This window comes from Variovorax sp. NFACC27, from assembly GCF_048301545.1.
In the GTDB taxonomy this organism is placed as follows: domain Bacteria; phylum Pseudomonadota; class Gammaproteobacteria; order Burkholderiales; family Burkholderiaceae_C; genus Variovorax; species Variovorax gossypii.
Genome location: NZ_CP157613.1, coordinates 2,472,184 through 2,493,578, shown reverse-complemented (window position 1 = coordinate 2,493,578; position 21,395 = coordinate 2,472,184). Strand labels below are relative to the sequence as shown.

General features: G+C 68.0%; 17 protein-coding genes. 8 read left to right on the top strand and 9 right to left on the bottom strand.

The features are described from left to right. Positions 1 to 131 precede the first annotated feature (131 nt). The 4 genes from ABL840_RS11665 to ABL840_RS11650 are packed head-to-tail and all read left to right on the top strand — an operon-like array spanning position 132 to position 6,695. The gene (locus ABL840_RS11665; RefSeq protein ID WP_093301056.1) at positions 132 to 1,340 is read left to right on the top strand and encodes an efflux RND transporter periplasmic adaptor subunit; all 1,209 of its coding nucleotides are present in this window, start codon (positions 132 to 134) and stop codon (positions 1,338 to 1,340) included. 19 nt (positions 1,341 to 1,359) lie between these two features. After that, the gene (locus tag ABL840_RS11660) at positions 1,360 to 4,527 is read left to right on the top strand and encodes an efflux RND transporter permease subunit (RefSeq protein WP_093301057.1); all 3,168 of its coding nucleotides are present in this window, start codon (positions 1,360 to 1,362) and stop codon (positions 4,525 to 4,527) included. 14 nt (positions 4,528 to 4,541) lie between these two features. Beyond that, positions 4,542 to 6,032, top strand: coding sequence for an AdeC/AdeK/OprM family multidrug efflux complex outer membrane factor (gene adeC, locus ABL840_RS11655; protein ID WP_093301059.1), 1,491 nt, complete (start codon positions 4,542 to 4,544; stop codon positions 6,030 to 6,032). 9 nt (positions 6,033 to 6,041) lie between these two features. Further along, on the top strand, positions 6,042 to 6,695 hold the full coding sequence (locus ABL840_RS11650) for a TetR/AcrR family transcriptional regulator (RefSeq protein WP_093301061.1): 654 nt from the start codon (positions 6,042 to 6,044) through the stop codon (positions 6,693 to 6,695). 110 nt (positions 6,696 to 6,805) lie between these two features. On the opposite strand, the gene ABL840_RS11645 is transcribed toward ABL840_RS11650, so the two are convergent. Next, on the bottom strand, positions 6,806 to 7,729 hold the full coding sequence (locus tag ABL840_RS11645; protein WP_093199130.1) for a LysR family transcriptional regulator: 924 nt from the start codon (positions 7,727 to 7,729) through the stop codon (positions 6,806 to 6,808). Between the two features lie 136 nt (positions 7,730 to 7,865). On the opposite strand from ABL840_RS11645, the gene ABL840_RS11640 reads away from it, so the two are divergent. The 3 genes from ABL840_RS11640 (at position 7,866) to ABL840_RS11630 (ending at position 13,761) form a co-directional block, all read left to right on the top strand. Then, a complete protein-coding gene (locus ABL840_RS11640; RefSeq protein WP_093301062.1) occupies positions 7,866 to 9,296 on the top strand; it encodes an MFS transporter in 1,431 nt (476 codons plus the stop codon). A 356-nt stretch (positions 9,297 to 9,652) separates the two neighbouring features. After that, complete coding sequence (locus ABL840_RS11635; RefSeq protein WP_093301212.1) at positions 9,653 to 10,672, top strand: TRAP transporter substrate-binding protein; 1,020 nt, start codon at positions 9,653 to 9,655, stop codon at positions 10,670 to 10,672. Continuing rightward, the gene (locus ABL840_RS11630; RefSeq protein ID WP_418116250.1) at positions 10,669 to 13,761 is read left to right on the top strand and encodes an EAL domain-containing protein; all 3,093 of its coding nucleotides are present in this window, start codon (positions 10,669 to 10,671) and stop codon (positions 13,759 to 13,761) included. Before ABL840_RS11635 ends, ABL840_RS11630 begins: the two co-directional genes overlap by 4 nt. Positions 13,762 to 13,959: 198 nt before the next feature. On the opposite strand, the gene ABL840_RS11625 is transcribed toward ABL840_RS11630, so the two are convergent. Next, positions 13,960 to 14,526 (bottom strand): hypothetical protein, encoded by a 567-nt coding sequence (locus ABL840_RS11625; protein WP_093301065.1) that lies wholly within the window; start codon positions 14,524 to 14,526, stop codon positions 13,960 to 13,962. A gap of 211 nt (positions 14,527 to 14,737) precedes the next feature. Here ABL840_RS11625 and ABL840_RS11620 point away from each other — a divergent pair, with 211 nt between their 5' ends. Continuing rightward, the gene (locus ABL840_RS11620; protein ID WP_093301067.1) at positions 14,738 to 15,304 is read left to right on the top strand and encodes a TetR/AcrR family transcriptional regulator; all 567 of its coding nucleotides are present in this window, start codon (positions 14,738 to 14,740) and stop codon (positions 15,302 to 15,304) included. 193 nt (positions 15,305 to 15,497) lie between these two features. On the opposite strand, the gene ABL840_RS11615 is transcribed toward ABL840_RS11620, so the two are convergent. Genes ABL840_RS11615 through ABL840_RS11585 form a run of 7 tightly spaced genes read right to left on the bottom strand, consistent with a single transcriptional unit; the run spans position 15,498 to position 21,391 of the window. Then, positions 15,498 to 16,103: a glutathione S-transferase family protein gene (locus ABL840_RS11615; protein WP_093301068.1), complete on the bottom strand. Its 606-nt coding sequence runs from the start codon at positions 16,101 to 16,103 to the stop codon at positions 15,498 to 15,500. A gap of 24 nt (positions 16,104 to 16,127) precedes the next feature. Then, positions 16,128 to 16,979, bottom strand: coding sequence for an S-formylglutathione hydrolase (gene fghA / locus ABL840_RS11610; protein ID WP_418116355.1), 852 nt, complete (start codon positions 16,977 to 16,979; stop codon positions 16,128 to 16,130). 17 nt (positions 16,980 to 16,996) lie between these two features. Continuing rightward, on the bottom strand, positions 16,997 to 18,103 hold the full coding sequence (locus tag ABL840_RS11605; protein WP_093301071.1) for an S-(hydroxymethyl)glutathione dehydrogenase/class III alcohol dehydrogenase: 1,107 nt from the start codon (positions 18,101 to 18,103) through the stop codon (positions 16,997 to 16,999). 56 nt (positions 18,104 to 18,159) lie between these two features. Continuing rightward, positions 18,160 to 18,963 carry an SDR family NAD(P)-dependent oxidoreductase gene (locus ABL840_RS11600; protein WP_093301073.1) on the bottom strand — a complete coding sequence of 268 codons (804 nt, stop codon included), beginning with the start codon at positions 18,961 to 18,963 and terminating at the stop codon, positions 18,160 to 18,162. Then, positions 18,963 to 19,751 carry an SDR family NAD(P)-dependent oxidoreductase gene (locus ABL840_RS11595; RefSeq protein WP_093301074.1) on the bottom strand — a complete coding sequence of 263 codons (789 nt, stop codon included), beginning with the start codon at positions 19,749 to 19,751 and terminating at the stop codon, positions 18,963 to 18,965. The genes ABL840_RS11600 and ABL840_RS11595 overlap by 1 nt, the downstream gene beginning before the upstream one ends. A gap of 54 nt (positions 19,752 to 19,805) precedes the next feature. Beyond that, entirely contained in the window at positions 19,806 to 20,594 is a 789-nt protein-coding gene (locus tag ABL840_RS11590) for an SDR family NAD(P)-dependent oxidoreductase (protein WP_093301076.1), read from the bottom strand. Positions 20,595 to 20,605: 11 nt separating this feature from the next. Next, positions 20,606 to 21,391: an SDR family NAD(P)-dependent oxidoreductase gene (locus tag ABL840_RS11585; protein WP_093301077.1), complete on the bottom strand. Its 786-nt coding sequence runs from the start codon at positions 21,389 to 21,391 to the stop codon at positions 20,606 to 20,608. Between the last annotated feature and the right edge of the window lie 4 nt (positions 21,392 to 21,395).

The following is a 21,395-nucleotide window of genomic DNA, read 5'->3' as shown; positions in this document are numbered from 1 at the left end:
CTTATTTCTGTACACGTCTGACTATTTTAATTGACAGGCCATTCAAGTCAAAATACATTTCCGTACAGCACCGTCTATTTAAACGCCGACTGAACCTCTCAGCGTCCGGTCGTTTTCCCAGGAGAACCGCAATGCGCCCCCCTCTCACCTACGGCCTGACCTTCGCAGCGGCCGTCGTGTCCACACTCATGCTCGTCGCCTGCGGCAAGCCGCCGGGCGGACCTCCCCCGGCGGCCGGCACGCCGGAGGTGGGCATCGTCACCGTGCAGCCGCAGCGCGTGGCCATCACGACCGAGCTGCCCGGGCGCACCGTGCCCTTCCTCATCGCCGACGTGCGCCCGCAGGTCGGCGGCATCGTGAAGTCGCGCAAGTTCCGCGAGGGCAGCGACGTGAAGGCCGGCGAGGCGCTCTACCAGATCGATTCCGCCACGTACAAGGCGACCTACGACAGCAATGTCGCCGCGCTCGCCAAGGCCGAGGCCAGCCTGGGCACCACGCGGCTGAAGGCCGAGCGCTACAGGGAGCTGGTGGCCATCAAGGCGGTGAGCCAGCAGGACTACGACGACGCCGCGGCCTCGCTGCGCCAGGGCGAGGCCGATGTCGCGGCGGCCAGGGCCAATGTCGAGACCAGCCGCATCAACCTCGCCTACGCGCGCATCGACGCGCCGATCTCGGGACGCATCGGCAAGTCGTCGGTCACGCCCGGCGCGCTGGTCACGGCCAGCCAGTCGAGCGCGCTCGCGACCATCCAGCAGCTCGACCCGATCTACGTCGACGTGACCCAGCCCAGCGCCGCGATGCTCCAGCTCAGGCAGGCGATGGCGCGCGGCGACCTGCAGAAGAGCGGCGCCAATGCCGCGAAGGTGCGGCTGCAGCTGGAAGACGGCAGCACCTACGCGCTCGAAGGCAAGCTCGAGTTCTCGGACGTCACCGTGGACCAGAACACCGGCGCGATCACGCTGCGCGCGGTGTTCCCCAATCCCGATGCCATCCTCCTGCCCGGCATGTACGTGCGCGCCGTGCTTCAGGAAGGCGAGAAGGAGCAGGCACTGCTGGTGCCGCAGCAGGCTGTGTCGCGCGACGGCGCCGGCAAGCCGACGGCCTACGTGGTCGACTCGCAGAACAAGCTGCAGCGACGCGCACTCGAGACCGAACGCGCCATCGGCGACCAGTGGCTGGTGCGCAGCGGCCTGCAGGCAGGCGACAAGCTCGTGGTGGACGGCCAGCAGCGCGCGGCGCCCGGCGTTGCCGTGAAGACGGTGCAGTGGAGCCCCAGGCCGAAGACAGGCACCGACACGGCCAGCGCGGCCCCGGCCGGGCACGCCGGCGCGGCGAACTGATCGATCGAGAGAGACCTTCATGGCACGCTTCTTCATCGACCGCCCCATCTTCGCGTGGGTGCTCGCCATCATCGTGATGCTGGGCGGCGCAATGTCCATCGCCACGCTGCCGATCGCGCAGTACCCGAGCATCGCGCCGCCCGCCGTCGCGATCACCGCCAACTACCCCGGCGCTTCCGCAAAGACGCTGGAAGACACCGTCACCCAGGTCATCGAGCAGAAGATGAAGGGGCTGGACCGGCTGAGCTACATGGCATCGACCAGCGAGTCCTCGGGCTCGGTCACCATCACGCTCACCTTCGACAACGGCACCGACCCCGACACGGCGCAGGTGCAGGTGCAGAACAAGCTCTCGCTGGCCACGCCGCTGCTGCCGCAGGAAGTGCAGCAGCAGGGCGTCACCGTCACGAAGTCGGCCACCAACTTCCTCAATGTGCTGGCCTTCACCTCGGAAGACGGCAGCATGAACGGCTCCGACCTGTCGGACTACGTGGCCGCGAACGTGCAGGAAGCCATCAGCCGCGTGGAAGGCGTGGGCGACACCACCCTCTTCGGCTCGCAGTACGCGATGCGCGTGTGGCTCGACCCGAACAAGCTCTCCAACTTCAGCCTCACGCCGCTGGACGTGAAGACCGCGATCCAGGCGCAGAACGCGCAGGTGTCGGCCGGCCAGCTCGGCGGCATGCCGGCGGCGGCCAACCAGCAGATCAACGCGACCATCACCTCGCAGACGCGCCTGAAGACCGCGCAGGAGTTCGAGGACATCCTGCTGCGCACGCAGACCAACGGCGCCCAGGTGCGCCTGCGCGACGTGGCGCGCATCGAGCTGGGCAGCGAGTCGTACAACACGGTCGGCCGCTACAACGGCAAGCCGGCCGCCGGCCTGGCCATCAAGCTGGCCGCGGGCGCCAACGCGCTCGACACGGTCAAGGCCATCGACGCGCGCATGGCCGAGCTCGAGAAGTTCTTCCCGCAGGGCATGAAGGTGCAGAAGCCCTACGACACGACGCCCTTCGTGCGCATCTCCATCGAGGAAGTGGTGCGCACGCTGGTCGAGGCCGTGGTGCTGGTGTTCCTGGTGATGTACCTCTTCCTGCAGAACTTCCGCGCCACGCTCATCCCCACCATCGCGGTGCCGGTGGTGCTGCTGGGCACCTTCGGCGTGCTCGCGGCCTTCGGCTTCACCATCAACACCCTCACGATGTTCGCGATGGTGCTGGCCATCGGCCTGTTGGTGGACGACGCGATCGTGGTGGTCGAGAACGTCGAGCGCGTGATGACCGAGGAAGGTCTCTCGCCCAAGGAGGCCACGCGCAAGTCGATGGGCCAGATCACCGGCGCGCTGGTGGGCGTGGCGCTGGTGCTGGCTGCCGTGTTCGTGCCGATGGCCTTCTTCGGCGGCTCCACCGGCGTGATCTACCGGCAGTTCTCGATCACCATCGTCTCGGCGATGACGCTGTCGGTGCTGGTGGCGATGGTGCTCACGCCGGCCCTGTGCGCGACGCTGCTCAAGCCCGTGCCCAAGGGCCACGCGATGGCGAGCACCGGCTTCTTCGGCTGGTTCAACCGCAGCTTCGACCGCGGCAACCGGCGCTACCAGGGCATCGTGCGCCACATGATCGGCAAGGGCTGGCGCTACATGGCCGCGTACGCGGTGGTGCTGGCGCTGGTGGTGGCCGGCTTCATGAAGCTGCCGGTGAGCTTCCTGCCCGACGAAGACCAGGGCACGATGTTCGCGCTGGTGCAGCTTCCTCCGGGCGCGACGAACGCCCGTACGGAAGAGGTCATGCGCCAGATGGAGCACCACTTCCTGGTCGACCAGAAGGACGCGGTCTCGGGCCTCTTCACGGTGGCCGGCTTCAGCTTCGCAGGCAGCGGGCAGAACACGGGCTTCGCCTTCATCAAGCTCAAGCCCTGGGACGAACGCAAGGGCGAGGCGCTGAGCGTGACCGGCGTCGCGGCGAAGGCCGGCGTCTTCTTCAACACGATCCGAGACGCGAGGGTGTTCGCCTTCGCGCCGCCGGCTGTCGCCGAACTGGGCAACGCCACCGGCTTCGATCTGATGCTGCAGGACCGCGCCAACCTCGGCCACGAGGCGCTGATGCAGGCGCGCAACCAGCTGCTCGCCACGCTGGGCAAGGACAAGCGCCTGGTGGCGGTGCGCCCCAACGGCCTGGAGGACTCGCCGGAATTCAAGCTGGAGATCGACCCGCACAAGGCGCAGGCCCAGGGGCTTTCGATGAGCGACATCAACGACACCTTCTCCGCCGCCTGGGGCAGCAGCTACGTCAACGACTTCATCGACAAGGGACGCGTGAAGAAGGTGATGCTGCAGGCCGACGCGCAGTACCGCATGCTGCCCGAGGACATCGACCGCTGGTACGTGCGCAACAGCGCGGGCACGATGGTTCCCTTCACCTCCTTCGCCAAGGCCGGCTGGAGTTCGGGCTCGCCGCGCCTGGAGCGCTACAACGGCGTTCCCTCGGTCGAGATCCTGGGCATGGCGATGCCGGGAGCCGCATCGAGCGGCGAGGCGCTCGCCATCGTCGAGGAGGCGGTGTCGAAGCTGCCCGCCGGCATCGGCTACGAATGGACCGGTCTCTCGCGCCAGGAGAAGGCCTCCAGCGGCCAGACCACCCTGCTCTACACGCTGTCGATCCTCATCGTGTTCCTGTGCCTGGCCGCGCTCTACGAGAGCTGGTCCATCCCGCTCTCGGTGATCCTGGTGGTGCCGCTGGGTGTGTTCGGCGCACTGCTCGGAGCCTTCCTCACGTGGAAGATGAACGACGTGTACTTCCAGGTGGGCCTGCTCACCACGATCGGCCTCGCGTCGAAGAACGCCATCCTGATCGTCGAGTTCGCGAAGGACCTGCACGCGCAGGGCAAGGGGCTGATCGAGTCGGCGCTGGAAGCCGCGCGCCTGCGACTGCGCCCCATCCTGATGACTTCGCTGGCCTTCATCCTCGGCGTGCTGCCGCTGGTGCTGGGCAGCGGCGCCGGGGCCGGCGCGCAGCACGCGCTGGGCACCGCGGTGATCGGCGGCATGCTGTCGGGCACCGTGCTCGCGATCTTCTTCGTGCCGCTTTTCTTCGTGCTGGTGCGCGGGCTCTTCAAGGGCGGCTCCTCCACGCACGACGAGCCAGCCGCGCCGGCCACGCACCCGCAACCGGCCGCGGCCGCATCCTGAACGAGGCATATGCCATGAATCCCTTTCGCCTTGCACCGCTCGCGGCATCGCTCACGATAGCCGCCCTGATGGTCGGCTGCAGCCTGATGCCCGCCTACCAGCAGCCCGCGCCCCCCGTGCCCGGCAAGTTCGCCGGCGATACGACGGACGCCGGCTCCACGTCCGCGCCGGTGGCCGACCTCGGCTGGCGCGACGTGTTCACCGACCCGTCGCTGCGGCGCGTGATCGAGATGAGCCTCGCCAACAACCGCGACCTGCGCGTGGCGGTGCTCAACATCGAGAAGGCGCGTGCCCAGTACCGCGTGCAGGACGCGGCGCTCTTCCCCACCGTCAACGCGAGCGCGGGCGGCAGCGGCAGCCGCACGCCGGCCAGCCTGTCGTCCACCGGCGAGACCCTCATCGCCCACCAGTACAGCGCCTCGCTGGGCTTCAGCTCGTACGAGATCGACCTCTTCGGCCGCGTGCGCAGCCTGAGCGAGCAGGCGCTGCAGCAGTTCCTTTCCACGGCCGAGGCGCGCCGCAGCACGCAGATCAGCCTGGTGGCCGAAGTGGCGACCAGCTATCTCACGCTCGCCGCCGACCAGGACCGGCTGAAGCTCGCACGCGACACGCTGCGCAACCAGAGCGACTCCTACCGGCTCAACCAGCGCAGCTTCGAGCTGGGCTCGGCCTCGGCGCTCACGCTGAGCCAGGCGCAGACCAGCGTGGACAGTGCGCGCGTGGACGTCGAGCGCTACACCGCGCAGGTCGCGCAGGACCGCAATGCGCTGGTGCTGCTCGTGGGCGCGGACGTGCCCGACGAACTGCTGCCGCAGGCCCTGCCCGACGGAGCGACGGCGGCCACGAACCCGCTGGCGGCCATTCCGCCGGGCCTGCCGTCGGAACTGCTGCAGCGCCGCCCCGACATCCTGCAGGCCGAGCGCGACCTCAGGGCGGCCAACGCCTACATCGGCGCGGCGCGCGCGGCCTTCTATCCGCGCATCAGCCTCACGGCCTCGGCGGGCTCGTCGAGCAGCGAGCTCTCGGGCCTGTTCAAGGGCGGCTCCGGCAGCTGGAGCTTCGCGCCGCAGGTCACGCTGCCGATCTTCGACGGTGGCGCCAACCGCGCCAACCTCAAGATCGCCACGGTGAGCCGCGACATCTCGGTGGCGCAGTACGAGAAGGCGATCCAGACCGCGTTCCGCGAGGTCTCTGACGCGCTCGCGCAGCGCAACACGCTCGGGCGCCAGCTCGACGCGCAGCAATCGCTGGTGAATGCCACGGCGGACAGCTACCGGCTCTCGCAGGCGCGCTTCAGCCGCGGCGTGGACAGCTACCTGAGCGTGCTCGATTCGCAGCGCTCGCTCTACACCGCCCAGCAGGACCTGATCGGCACCCGGCTGTCGCGCTTCACCAACCTGGTGACGTTCTACAAGACGCTGGGTGGTGGATGGAACGAGACCACGGGCGCCTCCGTTCCCGTGGCCGCGGCACCTTCGGAAAAGAGTGCCCGGGCAACGCCATGAGGACAGCTCGTGGCACGGCAGACGAAGCTTGATGCACAGCTCACGCGCACGCGGATCGTCGAAGCAGCGCTGGCCGCATTTGCCGGGCGCGGCGTGCGCGCGACCACGCTGGAGGACGTGGCCGCCTGCGCCGGAGTGACGCGCGGCGCCGTGTACTGGCACTTCGCGGACAAGCCGGCGCTGGTCTCGGAAGTGATCTCCGGACTCGAATGGCCGCTCGACATCGGCCCGGACATCGAGAGCTATCGCGAGCATCCGCTGCCGCTTCGGCTGCTGCGCCTGCAGCTGTGGCGGCAGATGGAGCGATGCGTGAGCGCCACGCGCCAATGGCAGCAGGTGCAGCTGGTGCTGGGCCACGGCGTGCGGTCGGAACTGGGTGGGGCCCCGCTGGCGCAACTGGAGGAGACGATGGCCCGCACCGTGCAACGCCTGGGCCGCGTGATGACGATCGCCCATCGCCGCGGCCAGCTGCGCGCCGGCCTGGCTCCCATGGCCGTCGCGCGCGGCCTGCACGCCGTCGGCAGGGCCATGCTGGCGGAACACGCGAGCGAGCCGGCTCACTCGCAACGCCCTGTTTCTCCCCTGTGCCTCGAGCTCTTCATGAAAGGGGCCGCCGCGGAGACACCCCAGATCGAACCGGCATCGAACCCGTTGCGTCGGTAGCCTGCGAATGCCGGGCCAGGCTGCGCCAGCCTCGGCTCGTCAGGGCTTCGCGCCCCCCGGGCATGGGGATGAAGCCTTGCAGGCGCTTCAGAGAAGGAAAAGCCGGCCGGCTAGGAAGCAGCCCCGCCTTCGGTCAGCGTCCGGCACAGCTCCAGCACCATCCCGCGCAGCCATCGATGCGCAGGGTCCCGATCGAGACGGGGGTGCCACATCTGCGAGATGGTGATCTGCTCCGCGGGCACGGGCAGCGGAAACGAACGCAGCGTGCTCTGCGCTCTCAGGCGCTCGAAGTACGAGGCCGGTATCAGCGCGACCAGATCGGTTGCTGCCGCTATCGACAAGGCGGTGCCGAAGCTGGGCACGACGACCGCGGCGTTGCGCGCCAGCCCCATCGCCGCGAGAGCCACGTCCACAGGGCCCTCCGTGCGGCCATGGCGGGAGGTGACCACGTGGTCGCAGGCGGCGTAGCGCTCGGGGGTGATCTCGGCTTCGGCCAGCAGAGGATGGCCTTCGCGCACCGCGGCGATGAAGCGGTCCCTGTAGAGCGCCTGGATGCGCACTTCCGGCCCCGACTCGCCCAGGACACCGACATCGAGATCGATCAGCCCCTCCCGCAGCGGACGAACGTCCTTGTCGGGCTTGGGCGCGAAGCGCAGGCGGACGCCGGGCGCCTCCTGCGCGACGCGCGCCACCAGCACATGGGCGAAGGCCTCGATGAAACCGTCGTTGGCCCGTATGGTGAAGAGGCGCTGGAGCGTGCGCGGGTCCATGCTCGCGTCGGCTGGCTGGAGGACCGCGTGCGACTCCTGCACCAGATCCCTCACGCGGTCGCGCAGTGCGAGCGCATGCGGCGTGGGCACCATGCCGCGTCCCGCGCGTACCAGCAGCGGATCCCCGGTCGCCTCCCTCAGCCGCGCCAGGGTGCGGCTCATGGCCGATTCGCTCAATCCCATGCGCTCGGCGGCCTTGGCAACGGTGCCTTCGGAAAGCAATGCGTTCAACGCGGTCAGCAGGTTGAGGTCGGCGTCCGGCATGCCCGACGCTAGCACAGAGCCGCACACCCGGACAGGCGCGGCATGCAGGAACAACCTGCACGCCGCGCTCTGGGCCGGCGCTTCATGGCGTCCTATTCTGAGCCGACGCAATCGAGCGTCTCTTCAGGTCACTCCCATGCTGCTCTCACCTCCCCTTCGATCCGGTACCTCCTCTTCCACCGGCCCTCGCAACGCCGATACCCAGGCGGCGGACGATGCCGATGGCCTGCCGCTGCCGCGGCGCATCGCAGCCGTCGCCGCCATCCTGGGCGCGGGCACCCTCGTCGTGCTCGACGGCGCGATCGCAAATGTTGCGCTGCCGAGCATCTCGCGGCAGTTGCATGCGGCACCCGCAGATGCGGTCTGGATCATCACGGCCTACCAGCTCGCGGTCGTGATGTTCCTGCTGCCCGCCTCAGCCATCGGCGCAAGGCTGGGCTATCACCGCGTGTTCGCTGGCGGCGTCGCGCTCTTCACCGCGGCGTCGGTGCTGTGCGCGATGTCTCCATCGCTGCCATGGCTCGTGGCTGCAAGATGCCTTCAGGGGCTGGGCGCGGCGGCGGTGATGCCGCTCGGCCTGGCGCTGCTGCGCTTCACCTATCCACGCCGGCTGCTGGCGCGCGCGATCGGCTGGAATGCGCTCACGATCGCGGGTGCCACCGCGGCAGGCCCTTCCATCGGCGCCTTCATCCTCTCCACGTCGAGCTGGCCGTGGCTCTTCGCGGTGAACCTTCCGATCGGCATCCTCGTGCTGGCCGCCTGCGCGAAGTTGCCGCGCCCTGCGCCGTCGCAGGACCGCATCGACCTCTGGAGCATCGCGCTCAACGCGATCATGTTCGCCTCCTTCGTGCTCGGGAGCGACAGGCTGCCGTCGAACCTGCTGCATGGCGGCGCACTGCTCGGACTGGCGATCGCCTGCATGGTGCTGCTGGTGCGCCGCGAGATGACAAAGAAGGCGCCGCTCGTCCCGCTCGACCTGCTGCGCGTGCACTCCTTCCGCATCTCGGTCATCGCCTCCGTCTGCTGCTTCACCGGCCAGATGGCGAGCTACGTGGCACTGCCCTTCTACATCCAGCACGAGTTGGGCCAGAGCACCGCGACCACCGGCCTCCTGATGACGCCGTGGCCCCTCGCGGTGATGCTGGCCGCACCGCTGTCCGCGCGCCTGGCCCAGCGAGTGCCGACAGCCTGGCTCTGCGCGGCCGGAAGCGCGTTTCTCGCGACAGGCCTGGCGCTGTGCGCGCTGTGGCCGATCCATGGCAACCCTGCCTTGCCGATCGCACTCTTCACGAGCCTCGCCGGTTTCGGCTTCGGACTCTTCCAGACACCCAACAACCAGAACATGTTGCTCTCCGCCCCCAAGGAGCGCAGCGGCGCGGCCGGTGGAGCGCAAGGGACGGCGCGGCTCACGGGGCTGACACTCGGCAGCCTGGCGATGAGCCTGATGTTCGGGCTGTTGCCTTCGCACAGCGCCGTGCATCTGGGGCTGGCGATGGCTGCATCGGCGGCTCTGGCAGGGAGCGTGGTAAGCCTGCTCAGGAGTCCGGGCAGATCTGCGGCTGTGTGATCGTCCGCGGACAGAGACTGAAATTTGGTCACTGTGACGCCTCTTAGCACGCCAATCCATTTCGCCTCATTACAGGCAGCTTTCGGACGGACTGCCCATTAAACGATTCCGGTATTGCCTTGTGGACTCTGCAGGGATAGCAGGCTGCGGCCTCCACGCGGTCGAGTGCGACTGCATCTGCTCGTTGTCATTCGAATGCAAGCGTCCCCGCCACACAACACGTGGCGCCCCGGCATATCGCTGCCCGGCGTTCCTGTGCCATGATGAAGTTCACCGATCCACTTCCTCCCCCGTACCCGGGCGCTGCCCCGCCCTGCTCGCACAGCGTCACCTTGGCCTACCTCGTCGCGCTTCTGATGTTCGTCGCATCGCTGTGCCATGCGCAGACGGCGCCTGTTCAGCGCCTGCGTATCGTCGGGGGGCTGGCCGGGGTCACGCAGTACACGGGGCAGGAGGAGCAGTTCTGGACGCGCGACCTCGCGGCGCTGTCCGGCGGGCGCTACACCGCCAGCATCGTGCCCTTCGACCGTGCCGGCGTGCCCGGCCAGGAAATGCTGAACCTGATGCAACTGGGCGTGGTGCCCTTCGGCACGGCGCTGATGAGCCAGATATCCACCCAGTTGCCGGAGCTCGGCGCTCCCGACATGGCCGGGCTGAACCCCGACATCGCCACGCTGCGCCGGGTGGTCGGTGCATTCCGCCCCTACCTGTCGCAGGCGTTGCGCGAACGCTATGGCGTGGAAGTGCTGGCGGTCTACATCTATCCGGCGCAGGTGGTGTTCTGCAGCAAGCCGATGCAGCAGCTCGGCGACCTCGCGGGCAGGCGCACACGCGTGTCCAGCTCGACGCAGGCCGACTTCATCACCGCGCTCGGCGGCACGCCTGTGTACACAGAGTTCTCGCAGATCATGACGAACATGAAATCGGGCAACACCGACTGCGCCATCACCGGCACCATGTCCGGGCACACGCTGGGCCTGCATCAGGTGACCAGCGTGCTCTATGCCATGCCGTTGAACTGGGGCGTGGCGGTCTTCGCCGCCAACCGCGAGAGCTTCGATGCGCTGCCGACCGACCTTCAGGCACTGCTGCGCAAGGAGCTGCCGCGGCTGGAAACCGCGGTGTGGGCCCAGTCGGAGCGCGAAACCGAGGAAGGCATCGCCTGCAACACGGGCGCCGCGGGCTGCAGCAGGCCCACCAAGGGACGCATGCTGGCCGTGCGGCCCTCGCCGCAGGACGAGGCCCGCCGCCGCGACATCTTCGCGACCCGCGTGCTGCCCGGGTGGGTGCAGCGCTGCGGCCCGGTGTGCGCCACGGCGTGGAACCAGACGCTCGCACCGGTGGTCGGCATCCAGGCCCGGGCTACGGCACAGTGACACCTCGATTCCCCCGCCGCATCACCGCCATCATCTATGGCGTGGCACTGGCCTTCCTCGTCACCGTGGGAACGGTGGCTTCCGTGATCGTCTGGGAGGCCAGGCAGAAGGCCATCACCGATCACGAGAACCAGACGGTCCGCTTCGTGACCGGCTCCGAGGCCGCACTCAATCGCGCGCTGCTGAGCGTCGACATGCTGCTCGCGGGCGCCAACGAAATCCTGCGCGGCTCGAAAGCCGCCAGCGCCGGCGACGACGCGGGCAGCCCCGCTCCGCACCAGCTGCTCGAGAACATGGTGCGGCAGAACCTGCTGGTGCGCCACGTCGCCTTCGTCGATGCGAGCGGCAGGTGGCTGCCGCGTCGGTCCGACGAGGCAGCCACCGCGCCGCTCGCCCTGCCCCCGGGCTTCGTGGACAGCGTGCTGGCCAAGCCCGTCTCGACACTGGCGATCAGCGCGCCGGCCATCAGCCCGGTGACCTCGCAGAAGGTGCTGTACTTCGCCCGCGCCGTAACGCTTGCGGACGGCTCGCGCATGCTGGCGGTGGCGGAGGTGCAGCTGTCGCTGCTCGCGACGATCATGACGCAGGGCACCGGCGTGCGCGACCTGGAGGTCACGCTGGAACGCGACGCCGGCCCGCTCCTGGCGAGCCTGCCGCCGCGAGACGACCTCGGTGGCCGGCAGATCGAGCCGGCCCTGCACGAGCAGACCAGCGACGGCAAGCCGCAGCGCATGGCCGCGCGCCTGAGCGGCGAACCGGCCATCGTGGTGGCCCGTCCCACGCTGCACCGCAACCTGCTGATCGTGGCGAGCATGCCGCTGAGCGCGGCGCTGCGGGACTGGCGTCGCGAGCGGGACCTGATCGCGTGGACCGGCGCGGTCACCGCTCTGATGATCGTGGCGGTGGCGCGCTTCACCCATGTCCAGCTGCGCCGGCAATGGCGCTCCCGCATGGAGCTGGTGCGGTCCAAGGCCACGCAGGACCAGGCGCTGGAATCCATGGTCGATGGCTTCATCCTGCTGGACGCCGAGCACCGCGTGCTCACCTGGAACCGCAGCTTCGTCGCGATGTTCCCGTGGACCGAATCGATCATCGCGCCGCAGTTGCCCTTTCGGCGCATCATGGACGAAACCGCGCAGCATGTGGTGCACGGCCGGGGGCCCGCCGGCTGGTCGGCATTGAATGCGCCGCAGATGACGCAGCCGCACTCCGAGCAGGAGGCGCTGCTGAAGAACGGCCAGGTGATCCGCGCCACGCGCAGCCGCACGCCGGACGGCGGCCTGGTCTGCGTCTACCACGACATCACCGAGAGGCGCCGCCACACGGCCGCCATCATCGAAAGCAAGGCGCAGCTGCAGGCCACGCTAGACGCCCTGCCCGACCTGCTGCTCGAGGTGGACCTGGAGGGCCGCTGCCACGGCCATCACGCGCCGCGCGTGCCCTTCCCCGCAGCCGGCCTCGAGAACCCCGTGGGCCGCACCCTGCAGGAACTGCTGCCGGCCGCGGCCGCCTCGCACGTGATGGCCGCGCTGCGCGAAGCCCACGCCAACGGCTACTCGGCCGGACGCCAGTTCGAGCGACGCGACAACGGCGAACGCACCTGGTTCGAGATCTCGGCATCGCGAAAGTCGGTCGACGAGACAGTCGATGAAACGGTCGACGATCCCGCCGGCAAGACCGAGGCGCCTTGCGCGCGCTTCATCGTGATCTTGCGCGACATCACGCAGAGCAAGCGCGCGGCACGCGAGATCGAACACCTGGCCTTCTACGACACGCTCACCGGCCTGCCCAACCGGCGGCAGCTGCTCGACCGGCTCCACCAGGCCACCGGCGACGCCGCGCGGCACCCGGGGCTGTGCGCGCTGCTCTTTCTCGATCTGGACAACTTCAAGACGCTGAACGACGCGCTCGGCCACGATGTCGGCGACCTGCTGCTCAAGCAGGTGGCGCAGCGGCTCAGGAGTCGTCTGCGTGCGGGGGATATCGTGGCGCGCCTGGGCGGCGACGAGTTCGTTGTCGTCCTGGAGAACCTGAGCGACCAGGTCGCGGTGGCCACCTCGCAAACCCAGACCGTGGGCGCTGCCATCCTCGCGCACCTGAACCAGCCCTATCAGCTCGGCGCGCAGCACCATCACGGCACGTGCAGCATCGGTGCCTGCCTGTTCGATGCCCATGCAGCCTCGATCGAGGAGGTGCTCAAGCAGGCCGACATCGCCATGTACCGCGCCAAGGCGGACGGCGGCAATGCGCTGCGCTTCTTCGAGGCGGACATGCAGACCCGCATCACCGCACGCGCCGCGCTGGAAAACGAACTGCACGCCGCCATCGCGGCACGGCAGTTCGTGCTGCACTACCAGAGCCAGGTCACCAGCGAGAACCGGGTGGTGGGCGCGGAAGTGCTGGTGCGCTGGCACCATCCGGTGCGCGGGCTGCTGCTGCCGGGCCAGTTCATCGACGTGGCGGAGGACACCGGGCTCATCATTCCGCTGGGCCTGTGGGTGCTGGAGACAGCCTGCAGGCAGCTCACGGCATGGCGCGATGACCCGCAGCGGCAGCACCTGCAGCTCTCGGTCAACGTGAGCGCCCGGCAGTTCCGCGAGGGAGACTTCGTCGACCAGGTGAGCCAGGTGCTGGCGCGCACCGGCGCCGATCCGCGCAAGCTCAAGCTGGAGCTCACCGAGAGCCTGCTGCACGAGAAGGTGGCCGACGCGATCGGGAAGATGGAAGCGCTCGCCGCGCTGGGCATCCGGTTCTCCATGGACGACTTCGGCACCGGCTACTCGTCGCTGTCCTACATGACCCAGTTGCCGCTGAGCCAGGTGAAGGTCGACAAGTTCTTCGTGCACCGCATCGGGCTCGATGCGAAGGTGGAATCGATCATCCAGGCCATCATCGGCATGGCGCGCAGCCTGGAACTGGAGATCGTGGCCGAAGGCGTGGAGACGCCTGCGCAGCGCGACTTCCTGGTGCGCCACGGCTGCGGCCTGTGCCAGGGCTACCTGTTCGGTGTGCCGCAGCCGCTGGAAATCTACGAACGCGAGCTCGACGGGGAGCTTCCCGCATCGAATCCCGCATTCCTGCCGCAATAGGCAGACGCCTGGCGTGGCGAATGGGTGGATGTGTTCGAGGATCACAGGCTCGTGTGTCGGCCGCCCCCTTGCTCCTCCGCCACCTGGAAGTGACTCTGGCAAGCCTCGTCATCTCCCTTCCATCCCATCCCTTGCTGCGTCGCAGGCCATGCTGCGGCCGTGAGGTGAGGCCCGTTGGAGGTGGCCATCTGTGCGGCCCTACTTGCGCGCCAGCGGGATCTGCAGATTGGTTGGCCGGTTCTGCTCGGTGTCGAAACCTCGGCCGTCTACGTTGCGCGCGCCCCAGAACAGCAGGCCGTGCGAGACGTACACCAAGTCGTACTCCATGAAGTTCTTGCCTGCGCTCAGGCCGAAGGGCGTGAAGCTCTTGCCGAAGATGCTCTGCGTCTGGCCCACCTCCCATTTGGCGTAACCCTGGACGGCGACCTGGTTGAGCACATCGGCGAAGGCCTGCAGCAAGGGCGTGACCTCGTAGGCCTCGTCGGCCACGAAGTCCACCTTCTGCGCGCCGGGGGCAATGGGATGCTCGCCCTTCCAGTGCATGTGCCCCCTGATCAGGATCTTCGCCAGCGGCACCTTGCCGTAGGGATCGGCCGAGTTGGCGATGACCAGCTCGAAACGATCACCCACCAACACCTTGAACTCGCGCTTCAGATAGAAGGGCTTGAGCGCGCCATCGGGGGCCCTCTGGGCGCTGGGGCGGATCTCGGGGGCGATGCTGATCCAGTCGCCAATGATGGCCTGCCTGGTCTGTTCGATGGTCATGGATGGAGCTCCTGGAGAGGGTGAAGAAGAGGTGGAGGGGATCGCGCCGCAGGCGGCAAGGGCCAGAGGCAGGGTCATGGACAGGAGGGCATGGCGGCGAACGGGCACGGTGTGTTCCTCGGATTGAAATTATGACAGTCGTCATAGCAGTCCAAATTATGATGGCCGTCATAGATTTTTGTGAGTCCGACTCGAACAAGGAAACAACGGCATGGCGGGTGACGTACGCGATCGCATGGTCGAAGGGGCGATGGCGCTGCTGGCGCAGCGCGGCTTGCAGGCCACGTCGTTTTCCGAGGTACTCGCGGCCACGGGGGCACCGCGCGGATCGCTGTACCACCACTTCCCGGATGGCAAAGACCAGCTTGTGGCCGCAGCCGTCGACCGCGCGGGCGCCGTGCTGACCGACGCGATGGCCTCCATCGCCGGCGCACCGGCCGAGGCGGTGGTCGAGCGTTTCCTCGCGATCTGGCGCGCCGTACTCACGCGCTCCCAGTGCGAGGCCGGCTGCGCCGTGCTGGCCGTCACGGTGGCCACTGACTCAGCCGAGCTGCTCTCGCACGCCACCGCCGTGTTTCGCGCCTGGCGCGAGCGTCTGACGGATCTGCTGCACAAGGGTGGCCTCCCGCCGGCGCGGGCCCGCTCGCTCGCCATGATGCTGATCGCCTCGGCGGAAGGCGCGGTGGTGCTAAGCCGAGCCGACCGGAGCCTTGACCCCTTCGAGGCGGTCGCGCAGCAGCTGATGGCCCAGGTGCGCCAGGCGGCCAGCGCAGGTTAACGCCGGCCTTCCCGCTCCGTCACTCGATCCGGAGAGACGCTCGAGAGGCCGGGTGCAGATGGCCACATCTCTCGAGCCGCCTATGCCACGGCATGGCGCCTCACGCTCCGTTGCTGCTTCGCGTGAGCACGGATCATTCGGCTCGGCGTCGAAATGCCACCTGAATGCGGAAGCATGAAGCTCCTGCCGGGGATCAGGGCTTTGCGATACCAGGCATTCCCACGAACCCCGGGAGCCGCTTCATTCGCTCGATCCATGCCAGCACATTCGGATACGGGGCAAGGTCAATACCACCTTCGCCAGCCAGCGCCGTGTACGGGAAGCAAGCAATATCAGCGATCGTCGGGTGGCCCAGTTCCAGGAACTCGCGGCTCGCCAGGTGCGCGTCCATGATGCCGAACACGCGGTTCGCGCCGGCATGCAGCTTCTCGAGGTCGAGCGGGTAGTTCAGCACCTTCACCAGCCGCGCGCCCGCTGCATTCATGATCTCGCCGCCGCCAGTCGACAGCCACTGCGCGATCTGGCCCTGCGACCTGGCGTCTGCGGGAAACCAGTTTCCCGACTTGTCGTACTTGCGTGCCAGGTAGATCAGGATGGCCTGCGCGTCGCGCAGGCGCAGATCGCCGTCCTCGAAGATCGGGATCTCGCCGAACGGGTTCAGCGCGAGGTAGGGAGCCGTCTTGTGTTCCTTGTTGACGAAGTCGACGGGCACCGCTTCGTAGGACACATCGAGGATGTTGAGGAACAGGCGGATCTTGTAGCAGCTGCCGGAAATGTCGCAGTCGTAAAGCTTGGGCATGGTTTCTTCTTTCGTTGATGAAGGTCAGGAGGGTTGGAAAAGAATGCGGTGGTGATGCCTCAGGTGGTCGGCCATGAAGCTCTGCACGAAGTAGTAGCCGTGGTCGTAGCCGATGTGCCGGCGCATGTTGAGCGGCTGGCCGACCGCGAGGCATGCCGCCTCGAAGAGATGCGGATGCAGTTGCTCGGAGAGGAATTTGTCCTCGAGGCCCTGGTCGATCAGGATGCCCTGCGGATAGGGGGCGGCCTTCTGGCGAGACATCAGGCTGGAGGCGTCGTGCTCGGCCCAGTGCCCGCTGTCCGCCCCCAGATAGCCCGCCAGCGCCTTGCGGCCCCACGGGCATCGCGTGGGCGCGCACACCGGCGCCAACGCCGACACCGATCGAAATCTCCCCGGATGCCGCAGGGCCAGCGTGAGCGCACCGTGGCCGCCCATCGAATGACCGGTGAGGCCCACCCGCCGCGTGTCGATGGGCAGGCGGTCGCCGAGCATCGGCAACAGTTCGTTGAGCAGGTAGCTCTCCATCCGCCAGTGCGCGGCCCACGGGGCCCGCGTCGCGTCAAGGTAGAAGCCTGCGCCGACACCGAAGTCCCAGCTCTCCGCCTCACCCGGCACATCCGCGCCACGCGGGCTCGTGTCGGGTGCGATGAGGGCCATGCCGAGCTCGGCCGCGAGCTGCTGTGCGCCCGCCTTCACCGCAAAGGTCTCTTCGTTGCAGGTGAGCCCGGCCAAGTACACCAGTGCAGGCACGCGGGCCAGCGCGGCTTGTGGCGGCAGGAACACCGAAATGCGCATCGGCAAGCCGATTTCGTGCGAGTCGTGCTCGATGAAGCGCTGGATGCCGCCGAAGCAACGGTGCTCGCCCAGCGTCCGCAGTTGTTGCACGAACTCCATCAGAACAGCACCACGCCGCGGATCGACTCGCCGCGCTTCATCAGGTCGAAGCCCTCGTTGATCTTCTCCAGCGGCATGGTGTGCGTGATCAGGCTGTCGATGTCGATCTTGCCTTCCATGTACCAGTCCACGATCTTCGGCACGTCCGTGCGCCCGCGTGCGCCGCCGAAGGCCGAGCCCTCCCACTTGCGGCCCGTGACCAGCTGGAACGGCCGCGTGCTGATCTCCGCACCAGCCTCCGCCACGCCGATGATGATGCTGCGCCCCCAGCCCTTGTGCGTGCACTCCAGCGCCTGGCGCATCACCTTCGTGTTGCCGATGCACTCGAAGCTGTAGTCCGCGCCGCCGTCGGTCAGCTGCACGATCGCATCCACGATGTTCTCGTGGTCCTTCGGGTTCAGGAAGTGCGTCATGCCGAACTTGCGTGCCATTTCCTCGCGCGCGGGATTCAGGTCGATGCCGATGATCTTGTCGGCGCCCACCATCTTCGCGCCCTGGATCACGTTCAGGCCGATGCCGCCCAGGCCGAACACGACCACGTTGGCACCTGCTTCCACCTTGGCCGTGAAGATCACCGCGCCGATGCCGGTGGTCACGCCGCAGCCGATGTAGCAGACCTTGTCGAAGGGGGCGTCCTCGCGGATCTTGGCCAGGGAGATCTCGGGCGCCACCGTGTAGTTGCTGAAGGTGCTGGTACCCATGTAGTGGGCGATGGGCTTGCCGTCGAGGCTGAAGCGGCTGGTGCCGTCGGGCATCAGGCCCTTGCCCTGGGTGCCGCGGATGAGCTGGCACAGGTTGGTCTTGCGGCTCAGGCAGAACTTGCACTGGCGGCATTCGGGGGTGTACAGCGGAATGACGTGGTCGCCCTTCTTCAGGGTGGTGACGCCGGGGCCGACGTCGACCACGATGCCCGCGCCTTCATGGCCCAGGATGGCGGGGAAGATGCCTTCGGGGTCGGCGCCCGAGAGGGTGTAGTAGTCGGTGTGGCAGATGCCGGTGGCCTTGATCTCGACGAGCACTTCGCCGAACTTCGGGCCTTCGAGGTCCACGGTTTCGATGGTGAGCGGGGCTGCGGATTTCCAGGCGACGGCGGCTTTGGTTTTCATGTGTCGTTGACGAAAAGTGAGTGAGTTGCAGGAAGAGAAGAAATGCGTGGCGCGGCTCAGATGCCGTGCAGGAACCATCCACCGTCGACCATCAAGTCGGTGCCCGTCACGTAGCTCGCCATTGGCGAAGCCAGGAACAGCACCGTGCTCGCGATCTCGAAAGGCTCGGCCTGCCGGCGCAGCGGGATGCTGTCGAGCACGCCGCTGTCCTGCAGCTGGCGGAACAGCTCCGGCTTGAGGTTTCCCGGCGTGGCGGTCAGCCCCGGCGACACCGAGTTCACGCGGATGCCGTGCGGCGCCAGGGCGAGCGCGAGGCTGCGCGTCATCGCCAGCACGGCGCCTTTCGATGCGTCGTAGGCGCAGTGGTTGGGCATGGGCTTGTGGCCGCAGATCGACGACAGGTTGACGATCGCCCCGCCCTGCCCGTGCGCCTTCATGCGCCGGCTCGCCGCCCGCGCGCCGAAGAACATCGCCTTGCAGTTCACCGCGAACATGTGGTCCCAGAAGGCGGCATCGATCTCCTCGATCGCGCGCAGCGGATAGATGCCCGCGTTGTTCACGAAGACGTCGATGCGCCCGTGCATGGCGACCGCCGCATCGAGCAGGCCCTCGATCTGGTCGTGTTCGGTCACGTCGGTGGGGACATGGCGCACGTCGAAGCCTTCAGCCGCGAGTTCGCCGCAGCGACCTGGATGAAGATCGCCGACGACCACGCGCGAGCCGGCCTCCGCGAAACGCCGGGCGATGGCCAGGCCGATGCCTTCGCCACCGCCCGTCACCACGGCGGTCTTGCCGCTGAAGTCGAGCAGGTCGGCGAAGGGCACGTGCGGCAGCGCCCGATAGGAAGGTGCGTCGCTCATCAGTAGATGGAACGGACGATGCCGCCGTCCACGCGCAGCGCCGCGCCGTTGATGGCGCTCGCGCGCCGGCTGCACACGAAGGCCACGAGATCGGCTACTTCCAACGGATCGATGAGCCGCGCGATGATCGATGTGCCGCGGTTCTCCGCGACGAAGCGTCGCTCGGCTTCCTCGTAGGGCAGTTCCGGGAACAGCTCCTGCACGAAAGCCCGGACGCCCTCGGTGCGGGTAGATCCGGGCACGACGGCGTTGACCGTCACGGCCGAACCCCGGGTCAGCTCCGCCAGCGTGCGCGAGACCGACAGCAGCATCGACTTCGATGCGCTGTAGTGCGGCAACTCCGGTGCGGGCACGATGGCCGCCTCGCTCGACAGGAACACAATGCGGCCCCTGCCCCGCTGCAGCATGCCCTGTATGTAGTGGCGGCCCAGCCGCACGCCGCTCATCACGTTCACCTCGAAGCTCTCGAGCCACTGAGCGTCGGTGGTCTGCGTGAAAGGCACGGCCTCGTAGATGCCGAGGTTGTTCACGAGGATGTCGATCTCTGGCAGCAGCGCGATGGTCTCGCCGCAGCCCCGGGCATCGCCGTTGTTGGCGACCAGCCCCTCGAGCCGCGCGCCGGGCGCGCTCTCGCGCAGGTCGACGAGCGCGGCGTCGACCGCCTGCGCGGTGCGTCCGTTGACGTGGACGATGGCGCCTTCGCGCGCCAGCGCGCGGGCAATTTCGCGTCCGATGCCGCCTGTCGATGCTGTGACGAGCGCGCGTGCGCCCTCGAGTCCGAGATCCATAAAGTGTCCTGTTGTCGTGGAGGAAGATTTCTTGGAGGAAGCGGCTGACCGCCTTCAGCCGTCGAAGCGCGGCGCCCCGTTGTGCGCCGTCAGCCCGCCATCCACCGGCAGGTTGACGCCGTTGACGAACGAGGCATCGTCCGAAGCAAGGAAGGCCACGGCAGCAGCGACCTCGGCCGGCTCCGCGATGCGACCCATCGGGTAGGCCCTGGCAAAGGCCTCCTCGACCTTGGCTGGGTCGAGCTTCGCGATCGCGGCGTCGAACATCGGCGTTCTCACGGAGCCCGGGCACACCGCATTCACGCGGATGCCGAACTTCGCGAGGTCGAGCGCCATGCTGCGCGTGAGGTGCGTGACGGCACCCTTGCTCGTGGCGTAGGCCGCCTGCCCGAAGTCTCCGCCCAGGCCGGAGATCGAGGAGAGATTGACGATGGCCGTCGGTCGGCCCGCCGCCTTCAGCAGCGGCAGTGCCGCCAGCGACAGGCCCATGGTGCCTTCGACGTTCACCGCCATGAGCCGGCGCCAGTGCGCCATGTCGGTCTCCTCGAAACTGCCGCCGTGGTGGATGCCCGCGTTGTTCACAAGCGCGTCGAGCCGGCCGTGCCGCGCGCGGATGCGCTCGATGGCGGCGGCGATGTCGTCGCTGCTCGTGACATCGAGCCCGATGGCGAATGCGCCCTGCCCCTTGGCCTCCAGCGAAGCGGCGACGGCAGTAGCGGCCGACAGGTCGCGATCGGCCACGACCACCGCGGCGCCCTCCTGCGCCAGGCGCTGTGCGATCGCAGCGCCGATGCCCGAGCCCGCGCCGGTCACGAGCACGATGCGCTGTTCGAAGCGTTGCATGCCCGCGCTCCTCACACGAACTTGGTCACGCCGCCGTTCACCGCGAGCTCCACGCCGGTGATGAAGTCGGCCTGGTCCGAGGCGAGGAACAACACTGCCGCCGCCACGTCCTCGGGGCGACCCAACCGGCCCGAGGGGATGTTCGCGGTCTTGAGGAAGATGTCGACCGCTTCCTCGCGGCCCGAGCCGTACTTGGCGGCGAGCGAGTCGAGGAAGCCGCCGGGGCGGTCCCACAGCGCGGTGCGCACATGCGCGGGCGACACCACGTTGGAGCGCACGCCCTGGCCGGTGAACTCGGTCGCGAGGATCTTCGACAACATCAGGATCGCTGCCTTCGACACGCTGTAGTCGGGCAACAGCGGATGCGGGATGCGCCCCGTCTCCGAGGCGCAGTGCACCAGCGCCCCGCGCTTGCGCTCGAGCATGTGCGGCAGCACCGCGCGGCTCATGCGCACGTAGCCCATGAGGTTCAGGTTGAAGGTCGCCTGCCAGTCCTCATCGCTGATCTTCAGGAAGCCGTCGCGCGCGGTCGCCACGCCCGCGTTGTTGAAGAGGATGTCGATCTGGCCGAAGCGTTGCAGCGCTTCGCGCGTGAGCTGCCCGGCGGCGTCGGCGTCGCGCATGTCGGCCTTCACGGGGTGCAGGCCGTCGCCAGCCAGCGCCTGCAGCGCCGAGGTGTCGAGGTCGGCGGCGACCACGCGCGCACCGGCCTCCAGAAACTGCCGCGTGGTCGCCAGGCCGATGCCGGCTCCAGCGCCCGTGACGATCGCGACGCGATCCTTCAAGCTGTTGTCCATGGTG

Coding starts and splice junctions, on each gene's coding strand:
- ABL840_RS11645 (WP_093199130.1), bottom strand. CDS start 7,729: ATGCCGGACGCCGACCTCAACCTGCTGACCGCGTTGAACGCATTGCTT.
- ABL840_RS11605 (WP_093301071.1), bottom strand. CDS start 18,103: ATGAAAACCAAAGCCGCCGTCGCCTGGAAATCCGCAGCCCCGCTCACC.
- ABL840_RS11625 (WP_093301065.1), bottom strand. CDS start 14,526: ATGACCATCGAACAGACCAGGCAGGCCATCATTGGCGACTGGATCAGC.
- ABL840_RS11620 (WP_093301067.1), top strand. CDS start 14,738: ATGGCGGGTGACGTACGCGATCGCATGGTCGAAGGGGCGATGGCGCTG.
- ABL840_RS11635 (WP_093301212.1), top strand. CDS start 9,653: ATGTTCGTCGCATCGCTGTGCCATGCGCAGACGGCGCCTGTTCAGCGC.
- ABL840_RS11640 (WP_093301062.1), top strand. CDS start 7,866: ATGCTGCTCTCACCTCCCCTTCGATCCGGTACCTCCTCTTCCACCGGC.
- ABL840_RS11615 (WP_093301068.1), bottom strand. CDS start 16,103: ATGCCCAAGCTTTACGACTGCGACATTTCCGGCAGCTGCTACAAGATC.
- adeC (WP_093301059.1), top strand. CDS start 4,542: ATGAATCCCTTTCGCCTTGCACCGCTCGCGGCATCGCTCACGATAGCC.
- ABL840_RS11595 (WP_093301074.1), bottom strand. CDS start 19,751: ATGGATCTCGGACTCGAGGGCGCACGCGCGCTCGTCACAGCATCGACA.
- ABL840_RS11590 (WP_093301076.1), bottom strand. CDS start 20,594: ATGCAACGCTTCGAACAGCGCATCGTGCTCGTGACCGGCGCGGGCTCG.
- ABL840_RS11600 (WP_093301073.1), bottom strand. CDS start 18,963: ATGAGCGACGCACCTTCCTATCGGGCGCTGCCGCACGTGCCCTTCGCC.
- ABL840_RS11585 (WP_093301077.1), bottom strand. CDS start 21,391: ATGGACAACAGCTTGAAGGATCGCGTCGCGATCGTCACGGGCGCTGGA.
- ABL840_RS11660 (WP_093301057.1), top strand. CDS start 1,360: ATGGCACGCTTCTTCATCGACCGCCCCATCTTCGCGTGGGTGCTCGCC.
- ABL840_RS11665 (WP_093301056.1), top strand. CDS start 132: ATGCGCCCCCCTCTCACCTACGGCCTGACCTTCGCAGCGGCCGTCGTG.